This window comes from Brevefilum fermentans (assembly GCF_900184705.1).
Classification (GTDB): Bacteria; Chloroflexota; Anaerolineae; order Anaerolineales; family Anaerolineaceae; genus Brevifilum; species Brevifilum fermentans.
This window is the reverse complement of sequence record NZ_LT859958.1, coordinates 1,171,736-1,192,642: the sequence shown is the minus strand read 5'-3', so window position 1 is coordinate 1,192,642 and position 20,907 is coordinate 1,171,736. Positions and strand designations below refer to the sequence as shown.

At 49.0% G+C, this 20,907-nt stretch carries 19 protein-coding genes; 9 read left to right on the top strand and 10 right to left on the bottom strand.

The window, feature by feature from the left end; all coding sequences use genetic code 11:
- Positions 1-19 precede the first annotated feature (19 nt).
- From CFX1CAM_RS05290 to malQ, 4 genes are read left to right on the top strand one after another with little or no spacing between them, the layout of a single operon-like run.
- Positions 20-1,204: a competence/damage-inducible protein A gene (locus tag CFX1CAM_RS05290; protein WP_087862014.1), complete on the top strand. Its 1,185-nt coding sequence runs from the start codon at positions 20-22 to the stop codon at positions 1,202-1,204.
- Positions 1,201-3,189 (top strand): amidohydrolase family protein, encoded by a 1,989-nt coding sequence (locus tag CFX1CAM_RS05285; RefSeq protein ID WP_087862013.1) that lies wholly within the window; start codon positions 1,201-1,203, stop codon positions 3,187-3,189. The genes CFX1CAM_RS05290 and CFX1CAM_RS05285 overlap by 4 nt, the downstream gene beginning before the upstream one ends.
- A gap of 18 nt (positions 3,190-3,207) precedes the next feature.
- Complete coding sequence (locus CFX1CAM_RS05280; protein ID WP_087862012.1) at positions 3,208-4,680, top strand: glycogen synthase; 1,473 nt, start codon at positions 3,208-3,210, stop codon at positions 4,678-4,680.
- A 9-nt stretch (positions 4,681-4,689) separates the two neighbouring features.
- Complete coding sequence (malQ, locus tag CFX1CAM_RS05275; RefSeq protein ID WP_087862011.1) at positions 4,690-6,249, top strand: 4-alpha-glucanotransferase; 1,560 nt, start codon at positions 4,690-4,692, stop codon at positions 6,247-6,249.
- On the opposite strand, the gene CFX1CAM_RS05270 is transcribed toward malQ, so the two are convergent.
- Positions 6,224-7,219 (bottom strand): DMT family transporter, encoded by a 996-nt coding sequence (locus CFX1CAM_RS05270; RefSeq protein ID WP_087862010.1) that lies wholly within the window; start codon positions 7,217-7,219, stop codon positions 6,224-6,226. The two genes, malQ and CFX1CAM_RS05270, sit on opposite strands and share 26 nt — an antisense overlap.
- A gap of 51 nt (positions 7,220-7,270) precedes the next feature.
- Here CFX1CAM_RS05270 and CFX1CAM_RS05265 point away from each other — a divergent pair, with 51 nt between their 5' ends.
- Positions 7,271-7,687: an indolepyruvate ferredoxin oxidoreductase subunit alpha gene (locus CFX1CAM_RS05265; RefSeq protein WP_087862009.1), complete on the top strand. Its 417-nt coding sequence runs from the start codon at positions 7,271-7,273 to the stop codon at positions 7,685-7,687.
- An 11-nt stretch (positions 7,688-7,698) separates the two neighbouring features.
- Here the strand turns inward: CFX1CAM_RS05265 and CFX1CAM_RS11360 are convergent, their stop codons facing one another.
- The 6 genes from CFX1CAM_RS11360 to tkt form a co-directional block, all read right to left on the bottom strand.
- Positions 7,699-7,848, bottom strand: a complete 150-nt coding sequence (locus CFX1CAM_RS11360; protein ID WP_157891731.1) for a hypothetical protein — start codon at positions 7,846-7,848, stop codon at positions 7,699-7,701.
- Positions 7,849-7,871: 23 nt separating this feature from the next.
- Positions 7,872-9,008 (bottom strand): endolytic transglycosylase MltG, encoded by a 1,137-nt coding sequence (gene mltG, locus CFX1CAM_RS05260; protein ID WP_157891730.1) that lies wholly within the window; start codon positions 9,006-9,008, stop codon positions 7,872-7,874.
- Positions 8,995-9,444: a Holliday junction resolvase RuvX gene (gene ruvX / locus CFX1CAM_RS05255; protein WP_087862007.1), complete on the bottom strand. Its 450-nt coding sequence runs from the start codon at positions 9,442-9,444 to the stop codon at positions 8,995-8,997. Before ruvX ends, mltG begins: the two co-directional genes overlap by 14 nt.
- Before the next feature lie 153 nt (positions 9,445-9,597).
- On the bottom strand, positions 9,598-12,366 hold the full coding sequence (locus tag CFX1CAM_RS05250) for a bifunctional transaldolase/phosoglucose isomerase (RefSeq protein ID WP_087862006.1): 2,769 nt from the start codon (positions 12,364-12,366) through the stop codon (positions 9,598-9,600).
- Positions 12,367-12,828, bottom strand: a complete 462-nt coding sequence (locus tag CFX1CAM_RS05245) for an RpiB/LacA/LacB family sugar-phosphate isomerase (protein ID WP_087862005.1) — start codon at positions 12,826-12,828, stop codon at positions 12,367-12,369.
- A 48-nt stretch (positions 12,829-12,876) separates the two neighbouring features.
- Positions 12,877-14,877 (bottom strand): transketolase, encoded by a 2,001-nt coding sequence (tkt, locus tag CFX1CAM_RS05240; RefSeq protein WP_087862004.1) that lies wholly within the window; start codon positions 14,875-14,877, stop codon positions 12,877-12,879.
- A 212-nt stretch (positions 14,878-15,089) separates the two neighbouring features.
- Here tkt and CFX1CAM_RS05235 point away from each other — a divergent pair, with 212 nt between their 5' ends.
- The 3 genes from CFX1CAM_RS05235 to CFX1CAM_RS05225 are packed head-to-tail and all read left to right on the top strand — an operon-like array spanning position 15,090 to position 17,608.
- On the top strand, positions 15,090-15,647 hold the full coding sequence (locus CFX1CAM_RS05235) for a peroxiredoxin family protein (RefSeq protein WP_157891728.1): 558 nt from the start codon (positions 15,090-15,092) through the stop codon (positions 15,645-15,647).
- A 4-nt stretch (positions 15,648-15,651) separates the two neighbouring features.
- Complete coding sequence (gene folK, locus CFX1CAM_RS05230) at positions 15,652-16,893, top strand: 2-amino-4-hydroxy-6-hydroxymethyldihydropteridine diphosphokinase (RefSeq protein ID WP_087862002.1); 1,242 nt, start codon at positions 15,652-15,654, stop codon at positions 16,891-16,893.
- Entirely contained in the window at positions 16,877-17,608 is a 732-nt protein-coding gene (locus CFX1CAM_RS05225) for an SDR family oxidoreductase (protein WP_157891727.1), read from the top strand. The genes folK and CFX1CAM_RS05225 overlap by 17 nt, the downstream gene beginning before the upstream one ends.
- 5 nt (positions 17,609-17,613) lie before the next feature.
- Here CFX1CAM_RS05225 and CFX1CAM_RS05220 read toward each other — a convergent pair whose 3' ends face one another.
- Together CFX1CAM_RS05220 and CFX1CAM_RS05215 are read right to left on the bottom strand one after the other, a co-directional pair.
- Entirely contained in the window at positions 17,614-18,321 is a 708-nt protein-coding gene (locus CFX1CAM_RS05220; RefSeq protein ID WP_087862000.1) for an SDR family NAD(P)-dependent oxidoreductase, read from the bottom strand.
- A gap of 22 nt (positions 18,322-18,343) precedes the next feature.
- Positions 18,344-19,753: a glycosyltransferase family 4 protein gene (locus CFX1CAM_RS05215; protein ID WP_087861999.1), complete on the bottom strand. Its 1,410-nt coding sequence runs from the start codon at positions 19,751-19,753 to the stop codon at positions 18,344-18,346.
- A gap of 54 nt (positions 19,754-19,807) precedes the next feature.
- Here CFX1CAM_RS05215 and folB point away from each other — a divergent pair, with 54 nt between their 5' ends.
- Positions 19,808-20,158, top strand: a complete 351-nt coding sequence (folB, locus tag CFX1CAM_RS05210) for a dihydroneopterin aldolase (protein WP_087861998.1) — start codon at positions 19,808-19,810, stop codon at positions 20,156-20,158.
- Here folB and folE read toward each other — a convergent pair.
- Entirely contained in the window at positions 20,155-20,733 is a 579-nt protein-coding gene (gene folE, locus CFX1CAM_RS05205) for a GTP cyclohydrolase I FolE (RefSeq protein ID WP_087863232.1), read from the bottom strand. The two genes, folB and folE, sit on opposite strands and share 4 nt — an antisense overlap.
- Between the last annotated feature and the right edge of the window lie 174 nt (positions 20,734-20,907).

Sequence of the window (20,907 nt, the reverse complement as noted above, 5' to 3'; positions counted from 1 at the left end):
AAATCAATATAGAGGAATTATGCCAACATTAGAAATTATTACTATCGGTACCGAGCTTCTTCTCGGGGAAATCACAGATACCAATTCCACTTACATCGCCCGAACAATGCGCGATCATGGCATTGATATCTATCGCATCACAACCATCGGAGATAACCCAAACCGCATTGCTAACACGATCAAAGAAGGTTTGCAGCGCGCTGACATCATCATCACCACGGGCGGATTGGGACCCACCATCGATGACCCGACCCGCCAGGCTGTCGCTGACGCCGTAGGTCGCCAGCTGGTTTTCCTCGATCAGTTGTGGGAACAAATCGTCGAAAGATATAAAAATTTTGGTAGGAAACCAACAGAAAATAACCGTCGACAGGCTTATATTCCTGAAAATGCCATCCCCATTCACAACCCGGTTGGCACCGCGCCCTGCTTCATCGTTGAACAAGATTCGAAATTTATTATTTCATTGCCTGGCGTCCCCCAGGAGATGAAGCACCTTCTTCACCACGACGTTATTCCCTTCTTGAAGCAGCGCTTTCAACTGGAAGCGCACATCATCAAAGCCGCTGTTTTGCATGTCGCCTCCATGGGCGAATCGGTAATCGACGAAATCATCGCGGACCTGGAAGGAAAATCCAATCCAACCGTTGGCTTACTCGCTCATCCTGGTCAGGTCGACATACGCATAACGGCAAAAGCCAGCTCTGAGCAGGAAGCAGACCAGTTGATAATTCCAATTATTGACGACCTGTACCAACGCCTGGGAGACAATATTTATGGTCGTGATAATGAAACCCTCGATAGCATCGTTACAGCTTTGTTGCAAGAAAATAATTTACAATTGCGAGTCATCATCGCGGGGTTTGAAGAAGAATTAAGGATTTTTCCTTCGACAAACCAGGCTAATATTATATTCATTGACCCCCGGCTTACAACGCCAATCGATATGGCGACATTAACAAAAATCGTTGCTTCTGAATACATGGCTTTCACCGATAGCCTTGTGTTTGGAATTGCTATCAATATTGACGATCACCTCACACTCCATCTGGCGCTGCAGGGCGCCGGTGAAACAGCCAGCGTAACGAGGTTTTACGGCGGACCCATTCAACATGCTCAGATTTGGGCAAAGCATGTCGGGCTGGAATTTCTGAGGCGCTATCTAAAAGACATCAAAGGTGGTTCTGAAAGGGAAACAAAATGATACACGCAGATTGGATATTAACCAACGCCATTGTCCTCACAATGGATGATGAATTTAATCTATACGAACCTGGCGCGGTTGTTGTCTCCGGTGACAGCATCCTTGCCGTTGGAAGGCAGGAAGAAATTCAAAATGCCTATCAGGCAGAAAATTTGCTGGACTGCCAGGGAAAGATCCTTATGCCCGGCTTAATCAATGCTCATACCCATGTTCCCATGACCCTGTTGCGCGGACTGGCGGATGACCTCCGGTTGGACGTATGGTTGATGGGTTACATGATGCCTGTCGAAAGAGAATTTGTTTCGCCAGAATTTGTCCGCTTGGGGACCAAGCTTGCTTGCGCAGAATCCATTCGCACCGGGGTAACCACTTTTGTGGATATGTATTATTTTGAACACGACATTGCCGAAGCGACAGCAGAAGCAGGCTTACGAGCAATTTGTTCACAAACCGTTCTAAAATTCCCCACACCGGATGCAGCCTCTTATGAAGAATCGCTTGCAGCGGCAGAAGACTTTATCAAGATCTGGAAAGACCACCCTCTGATTGTGCCATCAGTTGCTCCTCATGCACCCTATACCTGTACGGATGAAATCTTCTTCGCTTGCACACAATTAGCTCAAAAATACGATGTCCCTTTGCATACACATATTGCCGAAACCTCAAACGAAGTTGAGAACATCCGCAAAGAATTTGGAATGCCAGTGGTACCCTACGTTCGTAAGCGGGGGATTTTTGATGCCAAAGTGATCGCAGCGCATTGCGTGCATATTGACGAGGGCGAGATGCGAACCATCAAGAATGCGGGCGCTGGTGTTGCCCATAACCCTTCCTCGAACCTGAAGCTGGCTTCCGGATTCGCCAATGTCACCCGCATGCTCGAGCTGGGCTTGAACGTGGGCATTGGCACCGATGGGCCGGCTTCCAATAACGACCTGGATATGATCGAAGAGATTCGTCTGGCATCAATGATTGCAAAATGCGTCTCGGGCGACCCCACTGCTCTGCCTGCCCGACAGACCCTGGCTATGGCCACCAGTATGGGAGCCAAAGCAATCCATTTAGACCATTTGATAGGCTCCCTTGTTGTTGGAAAACGGGCAGACATGATCTTGATTGGAATTGATGAGTTGCACAACTCTCCAAATTTCAAACACAACCCCGACGGGATTTACGCCCAGGTGATCTACGCGGCAAAATCAACCGATGTCAGTGATGTGATGGTCAATGGTCGCTGGCTGATGCGCGATCGCGATCTGCTCACCCTGGATGAGCGTCAATTGATACTGGAAGCCCGGTCCTATGCAAAAGAAATAGATGCCTTCCTCATCAAACGAGAACGCTCAGTACTGTCCAAGCTCATTGCGATTGGCGGCGCAATGGAAGAAGAGAGCTTTGAAGTCCAATCAAAGGTGCGCATCAACAATCCCGATGCAATCATCAAAGCCCTTGAAAAAGAGGCTATCGACGTTGAATACACCCGGCATTACCGCGAATATGACACATATTTCTTTTTCGAAGACGAAAGCGAAGGTCGTTTACGCTACCGGGAGGATGAATTTATCAACAGGGAGGGCAAGGTCACTCAGGTCCGCAGCCGGCTGACGCTCGTAGGCGTTTCCTCAGAAGATACCTTTGAACATGATGTTGTCCTGTCCCGCAGTCGCTATTATGCCCCTGCCACCCATTCTCTAAGGTTTTACCGCGAATATTTCGCTCCCGTTCGTGAAATCGACATTGAAAAGAATCGACTCCGCTTCAAAATCCAATACAAGGGCACCGATTTCTACATCAATATCGACACGCTAATTAACCCCGATTTGGGTCATTTCCTGGAGGTTAAAAGCCGCACCTGGGGCAGAGAGGATGCAATCCGAAAATCAAATACGATCCAGGAACTGATTGAATACCTGGGTGCTTCTTCTGAAATGGCAGAAACTCAGGATTACATTGAAATTGTTCAAGCATATTTTTCATCGCGATAGAAAAAAGGTGGCTCATCCGTGACGGTTAATGTTCTCTTCGTTGCTGCAGAATCTGAACCCTTTGTGAAAATTGGCGGTTTGGGCGATGTCGCTGGCGCCTTGCCCGCTGCCATTCACCATATTGCAGAACAGCATCCCGATTCCCACCCTATCGATATCCGTGTTGCCCTGCCCTATCACCAAGCCATTAAAAAGAAAGGTTTTCAGGTTGAATTTCTCGGTGAATTCCCTGTTGCAAAAAAAGAGGAGACCATTCCTTGCCAGGTTTATCGTTATGCTGACGGCGAATATCCAATCTACTTCCTGGATGGTGCTCCAATTGCGGCAGAGGCTCAGGTTTATTCACTTATCACGAGCGAGGATGGTGAAAAATACGTCTTTTTTTCGCTGGCAGCCCTGGGATTGGCAGAATTTCTTAATTGGCGCCTAGATGTCCTCCATGCGAATGATTGGCACACCGCCATTGCCATCTATGCCCTGAAGGAATGTGCAAAACATTCTGCTCCCCTTGCCAGAACCAAAACCCTCCACAATTTACACAACCTACCCTTCATGGGCTATGGCATACAGCAAAGTCTGACAGACTACGGATTGCCGCCCACACAAAACACGTTGCTTCCCGATTGGGCGCGCCATGCTCCACTGCCGCTGGGCTTATTGTATGCAGATAAAATCGTTGCAGTCTCACCAAATTATGCAAAGGAAATTCTCACACCGGAATTTGGCTGTGGGTTAGAGGATTTCCTGCAAACTCGAAAAACTGCATTGACCGGTATCATCAATGGACTGGATACAACCCTGTGGGACCCCGAAAATGATCCCCATGTCCAGCGAAACTTTTCAGATCGATCACTATCCCTGCGTTTGGAAAACAAACGCGCTCTACAATCCACATTCAACCTCCTTGAAGACGATCAGGTGCCGCTGCTGACTCTCATCAGCCGAATGGACCCTCAAAAGGGGATCGATATTGCATTAAAGGGTTTAGTATATTGCCAGGATCTTCCATGGCAGGCAATTTTCCTGGGGACCGGAACCCCCTTTGTTGAAAATCTTGCACGCGAGCTGGAAACTCGGTTCCCAGAACGTGTGCGCGCAGTGATTGATTACGATAATAAACTCGCTCATCAACTCTATGCAGGCGCAGACATATTCTTGATGCCATCGAGATACGAGCCCTGCGGTCTTTCACAAATGATTGCCATGCTTTACGGTTGCGTCCCCATTGCCCGAAAGACCGGCGGTTTGGCTGACACCATCCTGCCTGTTTCTCGCCAGGTCGATGGTGGTACCGGTTTCTTGTTTACAAAGCCCTATCCTTCAGCCTTTGCGGATGCCGTTAAACGTGCGATCCGCTATTTTAACAAACCTGAATTATGGGGAAATATCCAGCGCAATGGAATGAAAATGGATTTTTCATGGGAAAATTCAGCCCATAAATATATCGACATTTATCTTGAACTTTCCAACCAGCGAAATGTAGCTGCTTAGGAGTAGCCAATGGAACTAAATCGCGCCTCGGGAGTTATCCTCCACCCTACCAGCCTGCCCAGCCCAGACGGCATTGGTGATCTGGGCCCTGATGCCTACCGCTGGACTGATTTTCTAAGTCGGTCTGGATGCCAATTGTGGCAGGTTTTGCCCTTAGGTCCTACAGGTTACGCAGATTCACCCTACCAGTGCTTTTCTGCTTTTGCAGGGAATCCATACCTGATCAGCGCGACCATATTGCTCGACCAGGGCTTGCTAGCCAAAACAGACCTGAGGGATAGGCCCAACTTTCCACTTGAAGAGGTTGATTATGGGCCTGTGATCCAATGGAAGATTAAATTATTACAACGGAGCTTTGATCACTTTAGGAAAACAGCCAGCTCTGGTCTTAAAGCCGAATTTGAGAAATTCAAAGATACCTGTAAAGATTGGTTGGCTCCCTATACGATTTTTATGGCGATCAAACAAACCCGGGGTGGTGGTTCCTGGAGTGAATGGCCCGAACCTTTGAGAAAACGAGAGCAAAAAGCATTAGCCAGGTTCGCAAAGGATTCTCAGGAAGCCATCGAATTTCAATCCTATCAACAATTTATTTTCCATCGTCAATGGGCAGCATTGAGAGATTATGCTCACGAAAAGGGCATCCGCATAATTGGTGACATCCCGATCTTTGTCGCCTATGATAGCGCCGATGTTTGGATGAATAAAGACCTGTTTTACCTGGATGAAGAAGGCTATCCGGAGGTGGTGGCTGGTGTTCCTCCCGATTATTTTTCGGCAACCGGACAATTGTGGGGTAACCCGCTATATAAATGGGATGTCCATCAAGCTGATGGGTATCAATGGTGGCTTTCCCGTTTGAAAGCGGTGTTATCGCAGGTTGATATTGTCCGACTGGATCACTTCAGGGGATTCGAAGCCTACTGGGAGGTACCTTTCGGTAACGAAAATGCTGTTATCGGTCGCTGGGTAAAAGGCCCGGGCGAAGGATTCCTTGATGTGGTCAAAGAGCAATTAGGTGAACTGCCCATCATCGCCGAAGATCTGGGCGTGATCACAGAGCCGGTCCTAAAAATGCGCGATAAATACAATCTGCCCGGAATGAAAATCCTTCAGTTCGCCTTTGCATCCGATCCGGATGACGACTTCCTGCCTCATAATTATCCGTTGAATTGTGTCGCCTACACCGGCACCCACGACAATAACACAACCCGGGGTTGGTATGAGTCGGCACCCGAACGAGAACAGGACTTCTGTCGGCGTTACCTGGCGCGCTCCGGTCATGATATTGCCTGGTCGATGATTAGGGCTCTGTGGGGTTCGGTGGCTGACTGGGTTTTAGCGCCCATGCAGGATGTTCTCAGCCTGGGCTCCTGGGCTAGGATGAACTTCCCGGGCACATCTTCCGGAAATTGGATCTGGCGGATGCACCCTGATGCCATCTCTGAGAGCATAACCCAACGACTACACGAAACCAATTACCTCTACGGGCGATTGCCGCAAGCCGAAAAGGACGCCATCTACAAAGCATTTTTGGAAGATACTAAGGGGCGGGTTCTACCCCATTGATCCGTTTCACACGACGGATTGACCCGATCACAATTCCAACCATAATTAATACAGACCCCACAGCTTCCAGGAGCGTGGGTCTTTCTTTAAGGAAGATCATCGCCAGGATAATCGTTCCAATCGGCTCACCCAGTAAAGTCAGGGCAACATAGGTGGCTGAGATGTGTTTCAAAGCCCAGTTTAATAGCGAATGTCCCAGCAATTGGGGGAAGACTCCCAACGCAATCAACCATACGTATGTTATGCCTGAATAAGACAGGACCGGCTCTGCCTCAATCAATGCCAGGATTACCAAAAGGAGCGCGGAAACACCATACACCAGCGCAGTATAAGAGATCGTGTTCAATTTTTTTCTTAATTGGCGGCCAATGATCATATACCCGGCCGCCATCCAGGCGCCAAACAAAGCCAAGAAATTACCCAACAGGTTTTGTCTGTCGAAGGTTTGGACCTGGCAAACAAATTCGCCATGTATCAACTGGCATGCATGCCCGAGCCCTACGACAACGCCGCCAGCAATCGAGATCAGCAATCCAAGCAGCACCGATCTTCGGATTGGCTCTTTCAAAATAAAGGGCGAAAGCAAAGCCACCCACAACGGCGTGGTGGTCACCAGCACCACTGAGCTGGCAATCGATGTGAGTTCTAAAGAGCTGATCCATGCAGCAAAATGCAGCGCCAAGAATAAGCCCGCCAGGCTTCCTTTGAACAGCTCTGCGCGTGAAAGGCTTTGCCACTCCGGGCAGTGGCGGATCCAGGCGACGGGTATCAACACTAAACTGGCAATCACCATCCTTGTTGCAGCAATTACAATCGATGAAGCTTCTTGCTGAGCAAAGCGGATAAAAATCGACGCCGTCGAGACGAAAAAAATCCCTGAAGTTGTTGCCAACACAGGCTGGTATTGCTTAAATCGCAAGTCTGAAGTTTGCATCAGGTATAATTGTAATGCAATCGGCGCACTTGACATAGTCGACCCACGCCACTAAAATGCACTGAAATTAACAACTTTGGAGAATCTATGCCCCATATTATCACAAGTCTGTGTGTGCGCGAAGGTAGCTGCGCCACCGTATGCCCCGTAGAATGCATCATCCCCGGCAAGCCCCAGGATGAGTGGCCCTTGTTCTATATTGACCCATCAACATGTATCGACTGCGGCGCCTGTGTCTCCGAATGTCCCTTTGATGCGATTTTCCCAGAAGATGACGTTCCAGCAAGGTTTATCGCCCGCGGCGATGAGGTGCAATCCATGCCAAAGGGAACGCCTGGATTTGATCTACCCTACGATGGTTTTGATTATGAGGGAAATCCAGTTCACCTTGATTACACCCGCCTGCTCGTTGAGGGCGAGGAAGTTGATCTTACCAGGGATATTCAAGCCAATTATGATTATTTTCAAAAAGGTCCGGGGTATCGCTCGCTTACGCAGAATTGAACCGGGGAACATCAGGCATCGATGATCTCCAGCACCTGCTCCAGGTCGCCGGGCGATGGCGTGGGAATCCGGATGCAATCCTGCAATAAGTCACCCTTATCAATGTCAACTCGCGCGCCTTTTATACCCGAACCTTCGATACCAACCCCCATTGTAGCCATGATTGCTCCTACACACCATTCAATCATTCGCAACTATTATTCAGATGTTCTTCAAAGGTGATGGCAAAATTATGCCGCCCAGAGCCATCACAGTCGGCTCTGAAGTAATAATAGGGAGTGGTTGCGGGAAAGGCAACACTCCGGAGCGCATCTAAATCCGGGTTGCTGATTGGGCCTGGCGGCAACCCATTGTGTAGGTAGGTATTATAGGGCGAATCAATATTTAAATCGTTGAGATACAGCGGAGATTTCCACCAGGAGTTTGTTGCTTCATCAAACCCGAGGGCATATTGAACAGTTGGATCCGTTTCAAGTCGCATACCAGCTTCAAGACGATTGAAAAACACAGACGCAATCAGCGGCTTTTCTTCGGTTACCACAGCTTCTCTCTCAATAATTGATGCCAAAATAACCGCTTCAACCAGGGTCAAGCCCTGGCGTTCAAATCCATCCATCAAGCTTGTATCAACATTCCCCGAAAATTCGGTCAATATCATCACAAGCAAATCATCCAGGCTTGATACACGCGGCAACACATAAGTCCCAGGATATAAAAACCCTTCCAGTGTGCTCACATCAGTCACCTGCAAAAGTGCCAGATATTCCTGTGTCGGTGCCTGTGCAGCCGCTAAAAACTGTTCTCCGCTCACTGACAGGCCACTTGCAGCCACATTGGCAGCCACTTCCTCAATCCGCCAGCCTGGCAAAATAGTGATAATGGCATCTTTTGGCGTCGCGTCCAGAAGCGCAGCCGCAATTTGAACCGGCGACATTTGCGAGCTCAATGAAAACTGCCCGGATTTTAACGCCCGGTCTATTCCGCTGTAGATCAGGTACATGCGCATTAATTCAGCATCGGGTAGCAAACCTTCCCCTTCCAAGCGGTAGCAAATCATAGAAACGGATTCGCCTTCGCTGATAACGAATTTTTGCTCAGCACCGAGCAGTGAGTGCGGTTTGGTGAGTGCATTCCGGTTGATGAACAACTCAACCGGGAAAATCACCCTTTGTGTGAATGACAAATTGGGAGAAGGTTGCCCAAACTCAGCTTGCACAGAGTGCATCATCAGAAAATAACCAACGATTACAGCAAATCCTGTGATTAACAGGAAAGCAAACAAAACCCCAATTAAACCGCGACCCTTTTTACGACTGCTCATCATCCACCTGACTTCTTTTGATGCTGACTTCATTCGCAATTAAATAGTCCTGCAACAAAATACTGGCTGCCAGGTCATCGAAATGACCTCGGCGCTTTTTCTTGGGAACACCCAGGTCAATCCGGCTTTGCCGGGCAGCCTGGGTTGTTCCACTTTCATCCCACATAACAATTTCACAGTCCGTCATCGTCCGCAAACAATCTGCTAAGCGCTGAGATTTCCGCGCCTGGGGGCCAATTTCTCCATTCGTGCCCAGCGCCTGCCCGACGACAATCATTGCAACGCCTTCTTCCATGGCTATTGCCGCAATTTTTTCGGCGCTCGATTCCCGCGATTGATGTATAATCACGCACAGCGGTCGCGCAAGTGTGCCGGTTGGATCGCTGATCGCCACGCCAATTCTTTTTTCACCGGGGTCAATCGCCAGTATTTTCATCACACAATAAATTTTTTCTTAGAGCATTCAAACACGACCAATGGAAACCATAACCTGATACTTAAAAATTATACATGATTGTCGGGATTGACCACAAAAAACCATTCCCGGCAAAGTCTACCTCAGGTTCTTGATTGAATTACTGGAGCGACGTTACACAAATGTCAGGGGGTCTCCCGCTGGCAAATGAATCCGAACAGCTCGCCGGTTTCCCGAAAGAAGCGCCTCGAAATCGCCCAACGCCTGAGCGCGAGCCAGTGCCCCGAAGGAATAACTTTCTCCCGGTATTTCGAAGTCAATGGCATCGTCCTGGGTGATTTGCAAGAACAACCCGGTATTGGGGCCACCCTTGTGCAGTTGGCCTGTTGAGTGCAGGAAGCGGGGGCCAAACCCGAGGGTCGTGGCACGCCCGGTCTGAGCCAGGATGCGCGCCCTCAACGCAGTTAAGCGCTCATAGTTGTGGTTGTTAAGCGGCAAGAAGGCGTTGATCGCAACATAATCGCCAGGCTCAGCCAGCGCAGTGAAAGATTCGATCACTTCCTGCAAGGTATCACACGCTTCAAAATCTACAAAGGGCTGCCCGTAGATTTTCACACTCTCCCTGGTCCAATCTGGATCAGGCTCTTCCAGCACCCCTTTTTCCTTGAGGGCTGCCAGCTTTTGTTTGGTGCGGTCTTTGCTACCCTGTACATCAGGTTGATCAAAGGCGTTAACCGTCATCAGGCTGCAAGCGACTGCGGTGGCAAATTCCCAGCAATAAAAATGGGCAGCCAGGTCGTAAAGATCAGACCATTGCATAACCACAACCACATGACCTGCATCCTCCAACGCTTTCACAAATTCATCCTGCTCGCCACAGATCCTCAGGTAAACAAATATGCGATCTTTCGCATAATCAATCACATCAATGTGTGGCTCATCAACGATTGGCACAATCCCCCGCCCCTCTTTTCCGCTGCTTTCAGCAATCAACTGTTCCAGCCAGGCACCAATCGGGGCAATGGCTTCATCGGTTAACAGGGTTAATTTATCTTGCCCCTGCATTGCGCTAACGCCCAAAATCACCCCCAGCAACGCGCCAGGGTTGAGTGTTATGGGCGTCGCTGGTGAACATCGTTCAGCCATTGTATATGCCCGTGAGAGAAATCGGTGCAAATCAATGCCCAACAAGGCTGCGGGTATCAGGCCAAAATGGGTCAATGCTGAGTACCGCCCGCCGACGTTAGGGTCGGCTGTAAAAACCGCTCTGAACCCGAGGCTTTCACCCAATTTTGCCAGGTAGCTGCCCGGGTCCGTGATCGCGATGAAGTGCGATGCCCAGGTTTTCCCCAGCACCTTCTCAGCCTTCTCTCGGAAATAGGCATAAAGTGCCAAAGGCTCGCTGGTCGTCCCCGATTTGCTGGCAAGGATAAACAAAGTTTGTGAATAATCGACCCATTTTTCAATTTCATGGATCTGGTCTGGAAGCGTAGAATCGATGATCCTAACATCCATACCCTTGCTTAAGTCGCCCAAAATCAATGCCATGGTTTCAGGTGCCAACGATGAACCACCCATGCCGATTACCAGCGCCCGGGTGAAACCAGCAGAAAGGCAATCTTTTGAAAACTCTTCAAGTTTTGGAATCAGAGCCTGGCTTGCACCGGGCAGGTCGCTCCAGCCCAGTCGAGTTTGAACCGTTGTTTGCCCTTCTGAAGTCTTTGTCCACAATGTCGGGTCATTTCGATACAACCGCGCGATATAATCTTCCCTCTTGAGTTGATTGACCTTCTCACTAACCCTGTCGGCGACACTGCCGAGTCCTTTCACAAACGCTTCTCGCTGCAATTCAATCGCCTGGAGTAAACTATCGAAGGATTCAGAAAATTTCCGCACACCGTCATCCTCAAGTTCCTGTGTGATCTCATCGATGGAAATCCCTAGTTCGGCGAGTTGAATGAAATCGGATTCCGCTCGGCTTAAATCCTCTTCGATCCTGAGTTTCGGAATGCCATGATCTAAGTACGCCAGCAAAGTCTCCGGGGGCACGGTATTAATCGAGTTTTCAGCGACCAGTTCATCGACATACATAATGTCGTTGTAATCCGGGTTTTTCGTGCTTGTTGAAGCCCAAAGAGGGCGTTGTTTGCGTGCGCCCGATTTTTCCAGTGCTGCAAATCGTGGTGAATCAAAAGATCGGAGGTAGTCCTGATAGGCCAGGCGGGTATTGTCTACTGCCAGTTTGCCTTTCAACGCTTTGGCCTGCTCTGCTGGTTTACCGCCAGATTGAATGATCCGCTCCAAACGCGCATCTGCATTAGAATCAAATCGCGAAACAAAAAACGAGGCTACAGAATTAATCTGTGAAATATCCCCGCCCTGTCGAAGACGTTTTTCAAGACCGGCAAGATAGGCATCCATCACCTCACGATAACGCGTGCGTGAAAAAATCAGCGTCACATTCACGTTGATTCCCGCCGCAATTGCCTCTGTTATGGCTGGTAAACCTGCCCTGGTTGCTGGTATTTTTACCATCAGGTTGGGCCGGTTCACCTCCTGCCATAACCACCTAGCCTCGTCGATTGTGCCCTGGGTGTCATCCGCCAGTTTAGGGTTGACTTCCAGGCTCACAAATCCATCTGCCCCGTTACTGGCTTCATAATACGGTCTGAAGAGATCCGCCGCGTCCCGAATATCTTGAATCGCCAGACGGTAAAAAATCTCTTCGGCGTTCAGACCAGCCCAGGCCATTAATTGTAAATCTGACTGGTAATCCGTATCGCTGATAATTGCTTTTTCAAAAATACTCGGATTGGAAGTTATCCCCAAAATCTCGCGCCGCTCGATCATGCTGGCAATTGTGCCATCCCTGATTAATGAACGTTTGAGATTATCGTACCAGATCGATTGCCCCAGTAAATATAATTGGACAACCTTGCTCATTTACACTTCTCCACACAATTCACGTTTTTCAATCAGCTTGATCTTTCCTACCCTGCGCAGGTGACGTGCATCATCTGATGGATTGGCACCCAGAAAAGCTACAACAATTTGCTTGGCGAGTTCCGTGCCGACAATCCTTGCGCCCAAGCACAACATGTTCATTTGATCATGTTCAACACCCTGGGCAGCAGAATAGGTGTCATGGCATAAACAAGCATATACACCAACGATCTTGTTCCCGGCAATACACGCCCCCACACCAGAACCGCAAATCACAATCGCCCGGTCTGCAGAGCCATCAACAAGCGCGTTTCCAGCTTTTTCAGCATAATCGGGATAGTCGACGCTTTCTTTCGAATTTGTTCCCAAGTCAATCGGGATATGACCGCAGGTTCGCACAACCTCAATGATCGTGTCTTTAAGCGGGTAGCCCGCATGGTCAGCGGCAACAGCAATTTTCATTTGAACGCTCTCCTGTCTTCTTTCCGTATTCGGCTTTTGTAAAAATATTTACTGGCACAATTTCAACGCTGTCTTTGTAATGTTGCCGACGGACAAACCGTATTTTTCCATCACAACCGATAAAGGTGCTGAAGCGCCAAATTGATCAATACCAATCACCAGTCCATCATCACCAACCCAGCGCTCCCAACCCAGGGTCGTACCAGCCTCGACCGCCAGGCGTTTCTTCACAAACGGCGGAAAAATACGGTCTTTGTAATCCTGATCCTGTTTGTCAAACAGCTCCCAAGACGGGAAAGAGACCACCCTCACACTCAAACCTTCTGCCGCCAGGTTCTCAGCGGCTTTAAGAATCAGATTAACTTCAGAACCGGATGCCATCAGGATCAGTTCTGGGGTTTTACCTCCAAAATCCGCCAAAACATACGCTCCTTTACTCAATTCTTCTGCATCAGTGTAAAGCTGACGATCGATAGTGGCAGTATTTTGTCGTGTCAGCACCAGGGCAACAGGTCCCTTGTGCTGGATCGCAAAACGCCAGGCTTGTGCTGTTTCGTTGGCATCTGAAGGTCGGATTGTGATCAAATCCGGGATCAAGCGTAAACTGGTGACATGCTCTACTGGTTGGTGCGTAGGACCGTCTTCGCCCACACCAATCGAATCGTGCGTTAATACCCAGATCGAGTGATACGCCGACAAAGCCGATAGGCGAATCGCACCCCGCATATAATCGGAAAAGACCAGGAACGTGCCACCATAGGGCAGCAACCCACCGTGCACTGCCATTCCGTTAACAATCGCACCCATACCGTGCTCCCGCACACCAAAATGGATATTCCGCCCCTCAGGATGCTCCGCCTGGAAATCCCTCTCGCCTTCAATCCAGGTCATGTTTGAAGGCGCCAGGTCAGCCGATCCGCCCATTAATTCCGGCAGCACACCCGCCAGGGCATTAATCACCTTGCCCGAAGCAGAACGCGTAGCCATGCCCTTTTCATTTGGCTCAAAGCTAGGGAGTGCGTCTTCCCAATCATCTGGCAAAATCCCCGCGATGCGCCGGCGTAACTCAACTGCCAGCTCAGGATAGGCGAGGTGGTATTGCGCAAATTGTTCTTCCCAGGTTGTTTCCAGTTCTCGACCTTCGATAATCTTGGATTGGAAGTGTTCCCGAACATCATCGGGAATGTAAAACCGCGGTTCGACTGGCCATCCAACGTTTTGTTTGGCCTGGTCAATCTCATCCCACCCGGGTGGGTTGCCGTGAGCACCTGCAGTCCCCTCTACGGTAGGCAGACCCTGCCCTATTTTAGTGCGCACAATGATCAGCGAAGGCCTGGGGTCAGCTTTAGCTGCTTCCACCGCTTGCACCAGTGCGTCAATATCAAAAGAATCATTCACATGCGATACATGCCAGCCATAGGCTTCAAATCGTTTCGCGCGATCTTCAGTAAAAGTCAAGTCGGTAGAGCCATCGATCGAGATGCGGTTGTCATCATAAAAATAGATCAACTTACCCAGTTTAAGGTGACCCGCCAGCGAAGCGCTTTCAGAAGCAACCCCTTCCATTAAATCTCCATCGGTCACGATGGCATACACATGATGGTCAATCATCTTGTAACCAGGGCGGTTAAATTTTGCCGCCAGGTGCGCCTCGGCTATCGCCATACCAACGCCGTTGGCAAAACCCTGTCCGAGCGGGCCAGTCGTCACCTCAATACCCGGCGTCATTCCATATTCCGGATGACCCGGTGTGATGCTGCCCCATTGCCTAAAATTCTTCAGTGCCTCCAGGGGCAGGTCGTACCCGGTCAGGTGCAATAAGCTGTACATCAGCATCGAGCCATGACCGCCCGAGAGTATAAACCGATCACGATTAAACCAGCCGGGATTCTTGGGGTTGAACTTCAAACAATGCATGAAGACAGCATATCCAATACCCGCTGTCCCCATTGGTAAACCAGGATGTCCTGATTTGGCAGTTTGAATTCCGTCAACCGATAAAAACTTAATCGTATTAATTGCTTTTTCGACAATTGCTCTATGACTCATTGTAAATTATCCTTTCTAAATTCTATTGGCTTATTTTACCATGTTTACGCCTCCAATACCTCATCTCTCGATCAGGTTGACATTGAATCAGCCTACAGGTTAGCAGCTAATTGGGGTAATATTTATGCTGTAAACTTCATAAAACAGGTGCTGATTCATCAGTTAAATCACTCCTCAATTGTTTATTAGCTCTGATTAGCCATAAGGAATCTGTGAACAAGAAACAATTCATTTCTATAGCGATCACAATTGCTCTCCTCAGTCTGGCATGGATCATCTTCACGCCGGTCCTTTTCCCCATCGTACACACTGATGCGCTCCAAACTGCGCCACACAGGGGATTCTTTGCACCGTCTTTCAGCCTGACCACACCCCAAGGCGATCTCTATACATTGGCGGATTACCAGGGCAGTCCGGTATTAATCATATTTTGGGCTTCGTGGTGCTCGGTGTGTAAGTCCATCCTACCGGGGTTAGAAGCGGTTTACCGGGATTATGCCCCACAGGGCTTTGCAATTTTAGCCGTTAACACCACAAATCAAGACAACCTTTCTGAAGCCAAAGCCTACTTCCAATCCCAGGCGTATACCTTCACGATGCTATTAGACCTGGATGGAGCTGTCGCCAATGCATATCAAATGCGTGCTTTTCCAACCTCGTTTCTGGTTGATTCTAATGGAAAGATATCAGACGTAATTATTGGTTCAGGGCTCACTGAAGGATTTTTGCGTGTCCAACTAGAATCGCTGTTCACGCAGGGTGAGGACTAAAATCATGTTTCCGATTATCAACATTGGTCCCCTCGCCATCCAGGCTGCAGCCTTCATTCTCTTGCTGAGTTTTTTCATCGGTTCTTTCCTGACAGGAAAATTTTCGACAAACCTTGGCACTCACACTGAAGCCATCGAAAATGGTATCCTGATCGCGTTGATCGCTGGTATCATCGGCGCCCGGCTTGGGTTCATGCTTAAAAACCCATCGATAATGACCATTAATCCTCTCAGTCTGTTATCCTTAACACCCTCGATGCTGGATACCAGCTTTGGCATCTTGGTCGGTATATTGACACCCATCATCCTGGCACAAAAAAAACACCTGCCGCTCTGGCCCACTTTGGACGCGCTGACCCCCTTGTTCCTGTTAATTTTTATGGGTATTCATCTGGCGAACTATGCCAATGGAAACGCGTATGGAGTGCCAACACAGGTGCCATGGGGCGTTTCTTTGTGGAATGCCACCAGGCATCCCGTTCAGTTATACGGTTTCATCCTCGGAACAATTTTAACGTTATTCCTGCTGATTCAAACAAAGTGGCTGAAGACAACCGGATTCATGCACAACGGGGTCCTGTTCAGCATTACAATCGCTGGCATTGCAGTAATCGCCCTGTTTACTCGAGCTTTCAACGCAGAGAAATTTCTACTGGGTCAATTTGATTTCTACCAGTTAATCGCCTTTGGCTCTCTGCTGTGTTCATCGGCACTGCTTTACGTGCGAGCGTTTCCGCGTAAAAGAAAAATCGGTGTGATCATCAGCATGGGCTCAAACATTGATCCTCAATCAAATTTTTCACAAGCGGAAGAAATGCTTGCGGACCAATTTCGCATCCGCCGAAAATCAGGCGCTTACCTCACGAAAGATGTATATCGCCGTCCGGAAGTCAACCCCTTCTATAATAAGGTTCTTGAAATAGAAACTGATTTGCCTTATCCTGCGCTGGATGAACGCCTTAAAGCCATCGAAAAGCAACTCGGCAGAGTGACTGGCGAAAAAGCTCGAGTCGTCCTCGATCTGGACATTTTGACATATGGGGAGAATGTTTTTAAGGCAGCGCATCATCACATTCCCAGCCCGGATATGTTAAAATATCGTTACATTGCCGTGCCGCTGGCGGAGATGTCACCCGATTTTCGGAACCCCGCCACCGGTGTTTCCATCCAGGAAATCCTGGAGAAAATAACCGATCAGGCTAAAGCTATACGAATTAATGAGGTGGAAAATGGAATTGAAAGGTAAAACAGCGTTGGTAACTGGCGGCGGAATCAGGCTGGGGCGCGCCTTTGCTCTGGCCTTAGCCCGGGAAGGCGTGAACCTGGTAGTCCATTACAATCAATCAGCCGCTCCAGCAGAAGAGACCGTTCAACTCGCCCAGGATTTCGGGGTGAAGGCAGTTGCATTGAAGGCGGATTTTTCCGATCTTTCTGCCACCCAGGCTCTGTTCCCGCAAGCCCTCGAGCATTTCCAATGCGTGGACATCCTCATCAACAACGCGGCGATTTATCTCAAAGATACTGGACTGGAGACAGATTTACACACCTGGGAAACTCAATTTCGCATCAATCTACAAACCCCTTTCTTACTTATTCAGGCCTTTGCCAATCAACTCCCAAAAACGCAGCAGGGAAGGGTTCTGAACATTGCGGACGCCCAAATTCGCAAACCGCAACCTTCACATTTTGCCTACCGATTGACTAAAATTGCCCTGGTTGAAATGACCCGTATGTTTGCCGCTGAACTGGCGCCTGATATCACCGTCAATGCACTTGGTCTGGGCATCATGCTACCCTTAGCTGGCAAAGAACATATCGACCTGCAAGCCTATGCACAACAAAATATCCCGCTCAAACGCACGGGAAGCCCGGAAATCGCTGTGGAAAATGCCCTTCATTTAATAAAGAGCGATTTCACCACCGGGGCATTCTTGCGCGTTGATGGCGGTCAATATCTATAAATTCGTTAGCCACCCGGTACGGGAATTGCAGCACCTGTAATTGCGTCTGCAGCAGACGACGATAAAAACAAGATCGCATGGGCAACCTGCTCAGGTTTTACCCACCGCTCAAAATTCGCATCGGGCATCGCCTGGCGGTTTTGTGGAGTGTCAATTGTCCCCGGCAAAACACAATTGACCTGGATATGGCTCGTTTTCAATTCTGCCGCCAGGCTCTCCGTTAACCGCAATAAGGCGCTTTTCGCCGCTGAATATGCGCCCACCCTCGCGCCGCCTTTAAGTGCAGCGCCCGCTCCAATGGTCACGATTTTCCCGCTGCCGGCGGATACCATTCCTGGCACAAACGCCGCTGCAGCATTTAAAAAGGCGTGCACATTCAGGTTCATCATGTGCTCCCAGGTATCTGAGGTAATCTCATCAACCCGTTGGCCCATAGTGAAACCGCCCACTGTATTGACCAGCACATCCACTGGTCCTACCGCGGAAATGATTTCCCTGGCAACTGCAAGCATGGCTTCACGGTCGGCGCTGTCCACTCCTTCAAAAAAGTGCAGTTTGTCGTCTGCCTGTGGAAAAATTGCATCCAATCGCCCCTGACGATGATCCAGGGCAACCACCCGGCAACCGGCTTCCAGGAACAATTCCACCACAGCCTGCCCTAAATTGCCCGCCGCCCCGGTGACAACCACGACCTGGTCTGCTAAATTTAGCATCTCGTTTTTCCTTTCATTGTTTTCATTTTGTTAATTCTACCGGCACAATCAGGGTTTTATCCAGCCATGTTTGCCAGTTTTGATCAGAGATCGATTGGTGTACGGCGTCTTCCCTACCGAAACTTATCGACTCGCGCAGTAGGGCAATTAAATCCGGGTCATAAATATATTCGCGCCGGAAATCATGGTAAATCCGCTCTCCAGACAGATAGCACCAGGGTGCCAGGCTGTACTTTTGTCCCGGTACAGGCTGGGGTGGAATAAATTGAAGTGGTTCGCGTTTTTGGCAACGAGTAATGATGTCTCGATAGGCATCTACCTGGCTTTGAAAGTCGAGGTGTTTTTTCAAATAGGTCAGTGATGCGGATTGCTTTTCAACGTCTCCTGCCAAAATTGATAGGACACAATCTACAGCGCCATCAATATCGCCATAATCGACTTTGTCAATCAGATGATCCGGCAATAAGGTACGATGGACGCCAACCCGGGCAACAATGCTGGGTGTGTTACAAGCCAGGGACTCATAAGCCACGTTTCCGAAGGTCTCCACAAAATTACCCAGGCACAGGGTCACACGTCCTAGGCTGTAGAAGGCTGGCATCTCCTGTTGGGATATCCACGGGATAAACACGCAGTGGTCTTGAACCCCCAGCTTTTCCATCAGGTGCAGCATCTGCTGGTAAAAGCTCGCATCTCCGCCTGAAACCATCGATTCAATCCACTCTGGGATCAACACCTTAACCTGCTGCATTCCATGCTGATGCACCAGCCGAGCGACCACCTGGATCGTTTCAGATAGCCCTTTGCCCGGTTCGGGGCGGTGAGGATGCAGCAGGATGATGTCCCTTTGTGGGTCCACATGGAATCGCTTAGCTAATTGCTCAAAGGGGACCGGCTTGAACACATCAAAATCAATCCCGTTATTCACCAGATGAATCCGCTCGTTCAAACCTGGATAAAAACGGCCTGATGTCGCGCGAATGACATCTGATGAAAATTGCGATATGCAAATCACATCATCCGCCTTACCAATAAAGGACCCCAGGATGGATTCAGGATAGATATTGTCGCGAAACGAAGTCACTGTGGGAATGTGCGCATACACATCCGAGAGCAAAAACTCACCGTCGTGGATGTAAAACCGATCCGCTGTCTGCAAATATTGCGAAACCCGCTCAACGATTAGCCCTAAATCCGCACCGCTGATCGCATACGGTTGTGGAAACGGGAGGTGGAATGGCAGGATCGGCAAAACTTGAACATTTTCTGCCCATTCAAAGCGGGTGGAATCCGTCCGGCTTTGGGCACACAAAACTTTGACCACGTGCCCTTCCTCGCCCAGTGAACGAGCGATATGATACAGGTGCTTCGATGCCCCGCCTGTGACCACGTCCGGGAAAATTGGATTGATTGAAAAAACGATGATTTTCATCTCACCTCAGAGCATATTTTTCGGTACAATTATGTCCTGAGAAAGTAAGGATCAATGGACAAAATATTCATTTCAAACCTCAAGGTTAACGGGTTCCTCGGCATTCATTCTGATGAACAGAAAACTCCCCGGGAGATTTGTATCAGCACCGTTGTTTCAACGGATATCAGGTCAGCAGCTCGAGACGACGACATCCGACAAACGATCAACTATTCGACGTTAGCGAAAAAGATTACCAAATTTGTTCAAGACAAACCGCACCTGACAATCGAAGCGTTGATCGAAGGCCTGGCTGCTGAAATTCTTTGCGATGAGCGCATTGCCTCGATCTGGTTGCGTGTCGAAAAGCCCAAAGCGGTCCCAGCAGCAGATTCTGTCGGCGTTGAAATTTCTCGATCCCGTTAGAAATGCAGCTTTTCTGCTCCGCGGGAGATATTATCCAAAAATTCCATTCGAGTTGATATATCCTTTCTAAAAGCTCCCAACATGGCTGAGGTGGTCATCCGTGCGTCATGTTTTTTGACGCCTCGCAGCATCATGCACATATGCAGCCCTTCCACCACAACAGCGACACCCTTGGGTTTGAGCACCACATCCAGGTACTCTGCAATCTGGGTTGTCATCCGCTCCTGTACCTGCAGTCTTCTTGAGAACAAATCAACAATTCGGGGAATTTTCGAAAGCCCGATAACCTTGTCTGAAGGGATATAAGCCACATGCGCCCTTCCCATAAAGGGCAACATGTGATGCTCACACATGCTGTAAAATTCAATGTCGCGCACAATGACCATCTGGTCATAGGCAACATCGAATATCGCATCATTAATTAACTCGCGCGGATCCATCCGGTAGCCAGCTAACAATTCATTGTAGCTATTTGCCACCCGGTGAGGCGTTCTTTCAAGCCCTTCACGCTCAACATCCTCACCAATCGCACTCAGAATATTTTTAACTGCCGCTTCGATGGTATCAATATCCATCGGCTCATCACAAAATAAATCTGCAGATAATACCAGTGGATCATTGCAATTAATACTCATTTTGAACCTCCAACGTTTCTTGTTTTTCTTATGTGAAATTGTATCTCATCAATGATGAAAATAAAAACGGCTTGTTCACAGTACTGTGAGCAAGCCGTTGTTTGAAAACAATCG

What these genes read in the sequence shown, in the direction of transcription:
- CFX1CAM_RS05290 (WP_087862014.1), top strand. Translation starts at nt 20, where the DNA reads ATGCCAACATTAGAAATTATTACTATCGGTACCGAGCTTCTTCTCGGG.
- CFX1CAM_RS05285 (WP_087862013.1), top strand. Translation starts at nt 1,201, where the DNA reads ATGATACACGCAGATTGGATATTAACCAACGCCATTGTCCTCACAATG.
- malQ (WP_087862011.1), top strand. Translation starts at nt 4,690, where the DNA reads ATGGAACTAAATCGCGCCTCGGGAGTTATCCTCCACCCTACCAGCCTG.
- CFX1CAM_RS05270 (WP_087862010.1), bottom strand. Translation starts at nt 7,219, where the DNA reads ATGTCAAGTGCGCCGATTGCATTACAATTATACCTGATGCAAACTTCA.
- CFX1CAM_RS05265 (WP_087862009.1), top strand. Translation starts at nt 7,271, where the DNA reads ATGCCCCATATTATCACAAGTCTGTGTGTGCGCGAAGGTAGCTGCGCC.
- CFX1CAM_RS11360 (WP_157891731.1), bottom strand. Translation starts at nt 7,848, where the DNA reads ATGGCTACAATGGGGGTTGGTATCGAAGGTTCGGGTATAAAAGGCGCG.
- mltG (WP_157891730.1), bottom strand. Translation starts at nt 9,008, where the DNA reads ATGAGCAGTCGTAAAAAGGGTCGCGGTTTAATTGGGGTTTTGTTTGCT.
- ruvX (WP_087862007.1), bottom strand. Translation starts at nt 9,444, where the DNA reads ATGAAAATACTGGCGATTGACCCCGGTGAAAAAAGAATTGGCGTGGCG.
- CFX1CAM_RS05250 (WP_087862006.1), bottom strand. Translation starts at nt 12,366, where the DNA reads ATGAGCAAGGTTGTCCAATTATATTTACTGGGGCAATCGATCTGGTAC.
- CFX1CAM_RS05245 (WP_087862005.1), bottom strand. Translation starts at nt 12,828, where the DNA reads ATGAAAATTGCTGTTGCCGCTGACCATGCGGGCTACCCGCTTAAAGAC.
- tkt (WP_087862004.1), bottom strand. Translation starts at nt 14,877, where the DNA reads ATGAGTCATAGAGCAATTGTCGAAAAAGCAATTAATACGATTAAGTTT.
- folK (WP_087862002.1), top strand. Translation starts at nt 15,652, where the DNA reads ATGTTTCCGATTATCAACATTGGTCCCCTCGCCATCCAGGCTGCAGCC.
- CFX1CAM_RS05225 (WP_157891727.1), top strand. Translation starts at nt 16,877, where the DNA reads ATGGAATTGAAAGGTAAAACAGCGTTGGTAACTGGCGGCGGAATCAGG.
- CFX1CAM_RS05220 (WP_087862000.1), bottom strand. Translation starts at nt 18,321, where the DNA reads ATGCTAAATTTAGCAGACCAGGTCGTGGTTGTCACCGGGGCGGCGGGC.
- CFX1CAM_RS05215 (WP_087861999.1), bottom strand. Translation starts at nt 19,753, where the DNA reads ATGAAAATCATCGTTTTTTCAATCAATCCAATTTTCCCGGACGTGGTC.
- folB (WP_087861998.1), top strand. Translation starts at nt 19,808, where the DNA reads ATGGACAAAATATTCATTTCAAACCTCAAGGTTAACGGGTTCCTCGGC.
- folE (WP_087863232.1), bottom strand. Translation starts at nt 20,733, where the DNA reads ATGGATATTGATACCATCGAAGCGGCAGTTAAAAATATTCTGAGTGCG.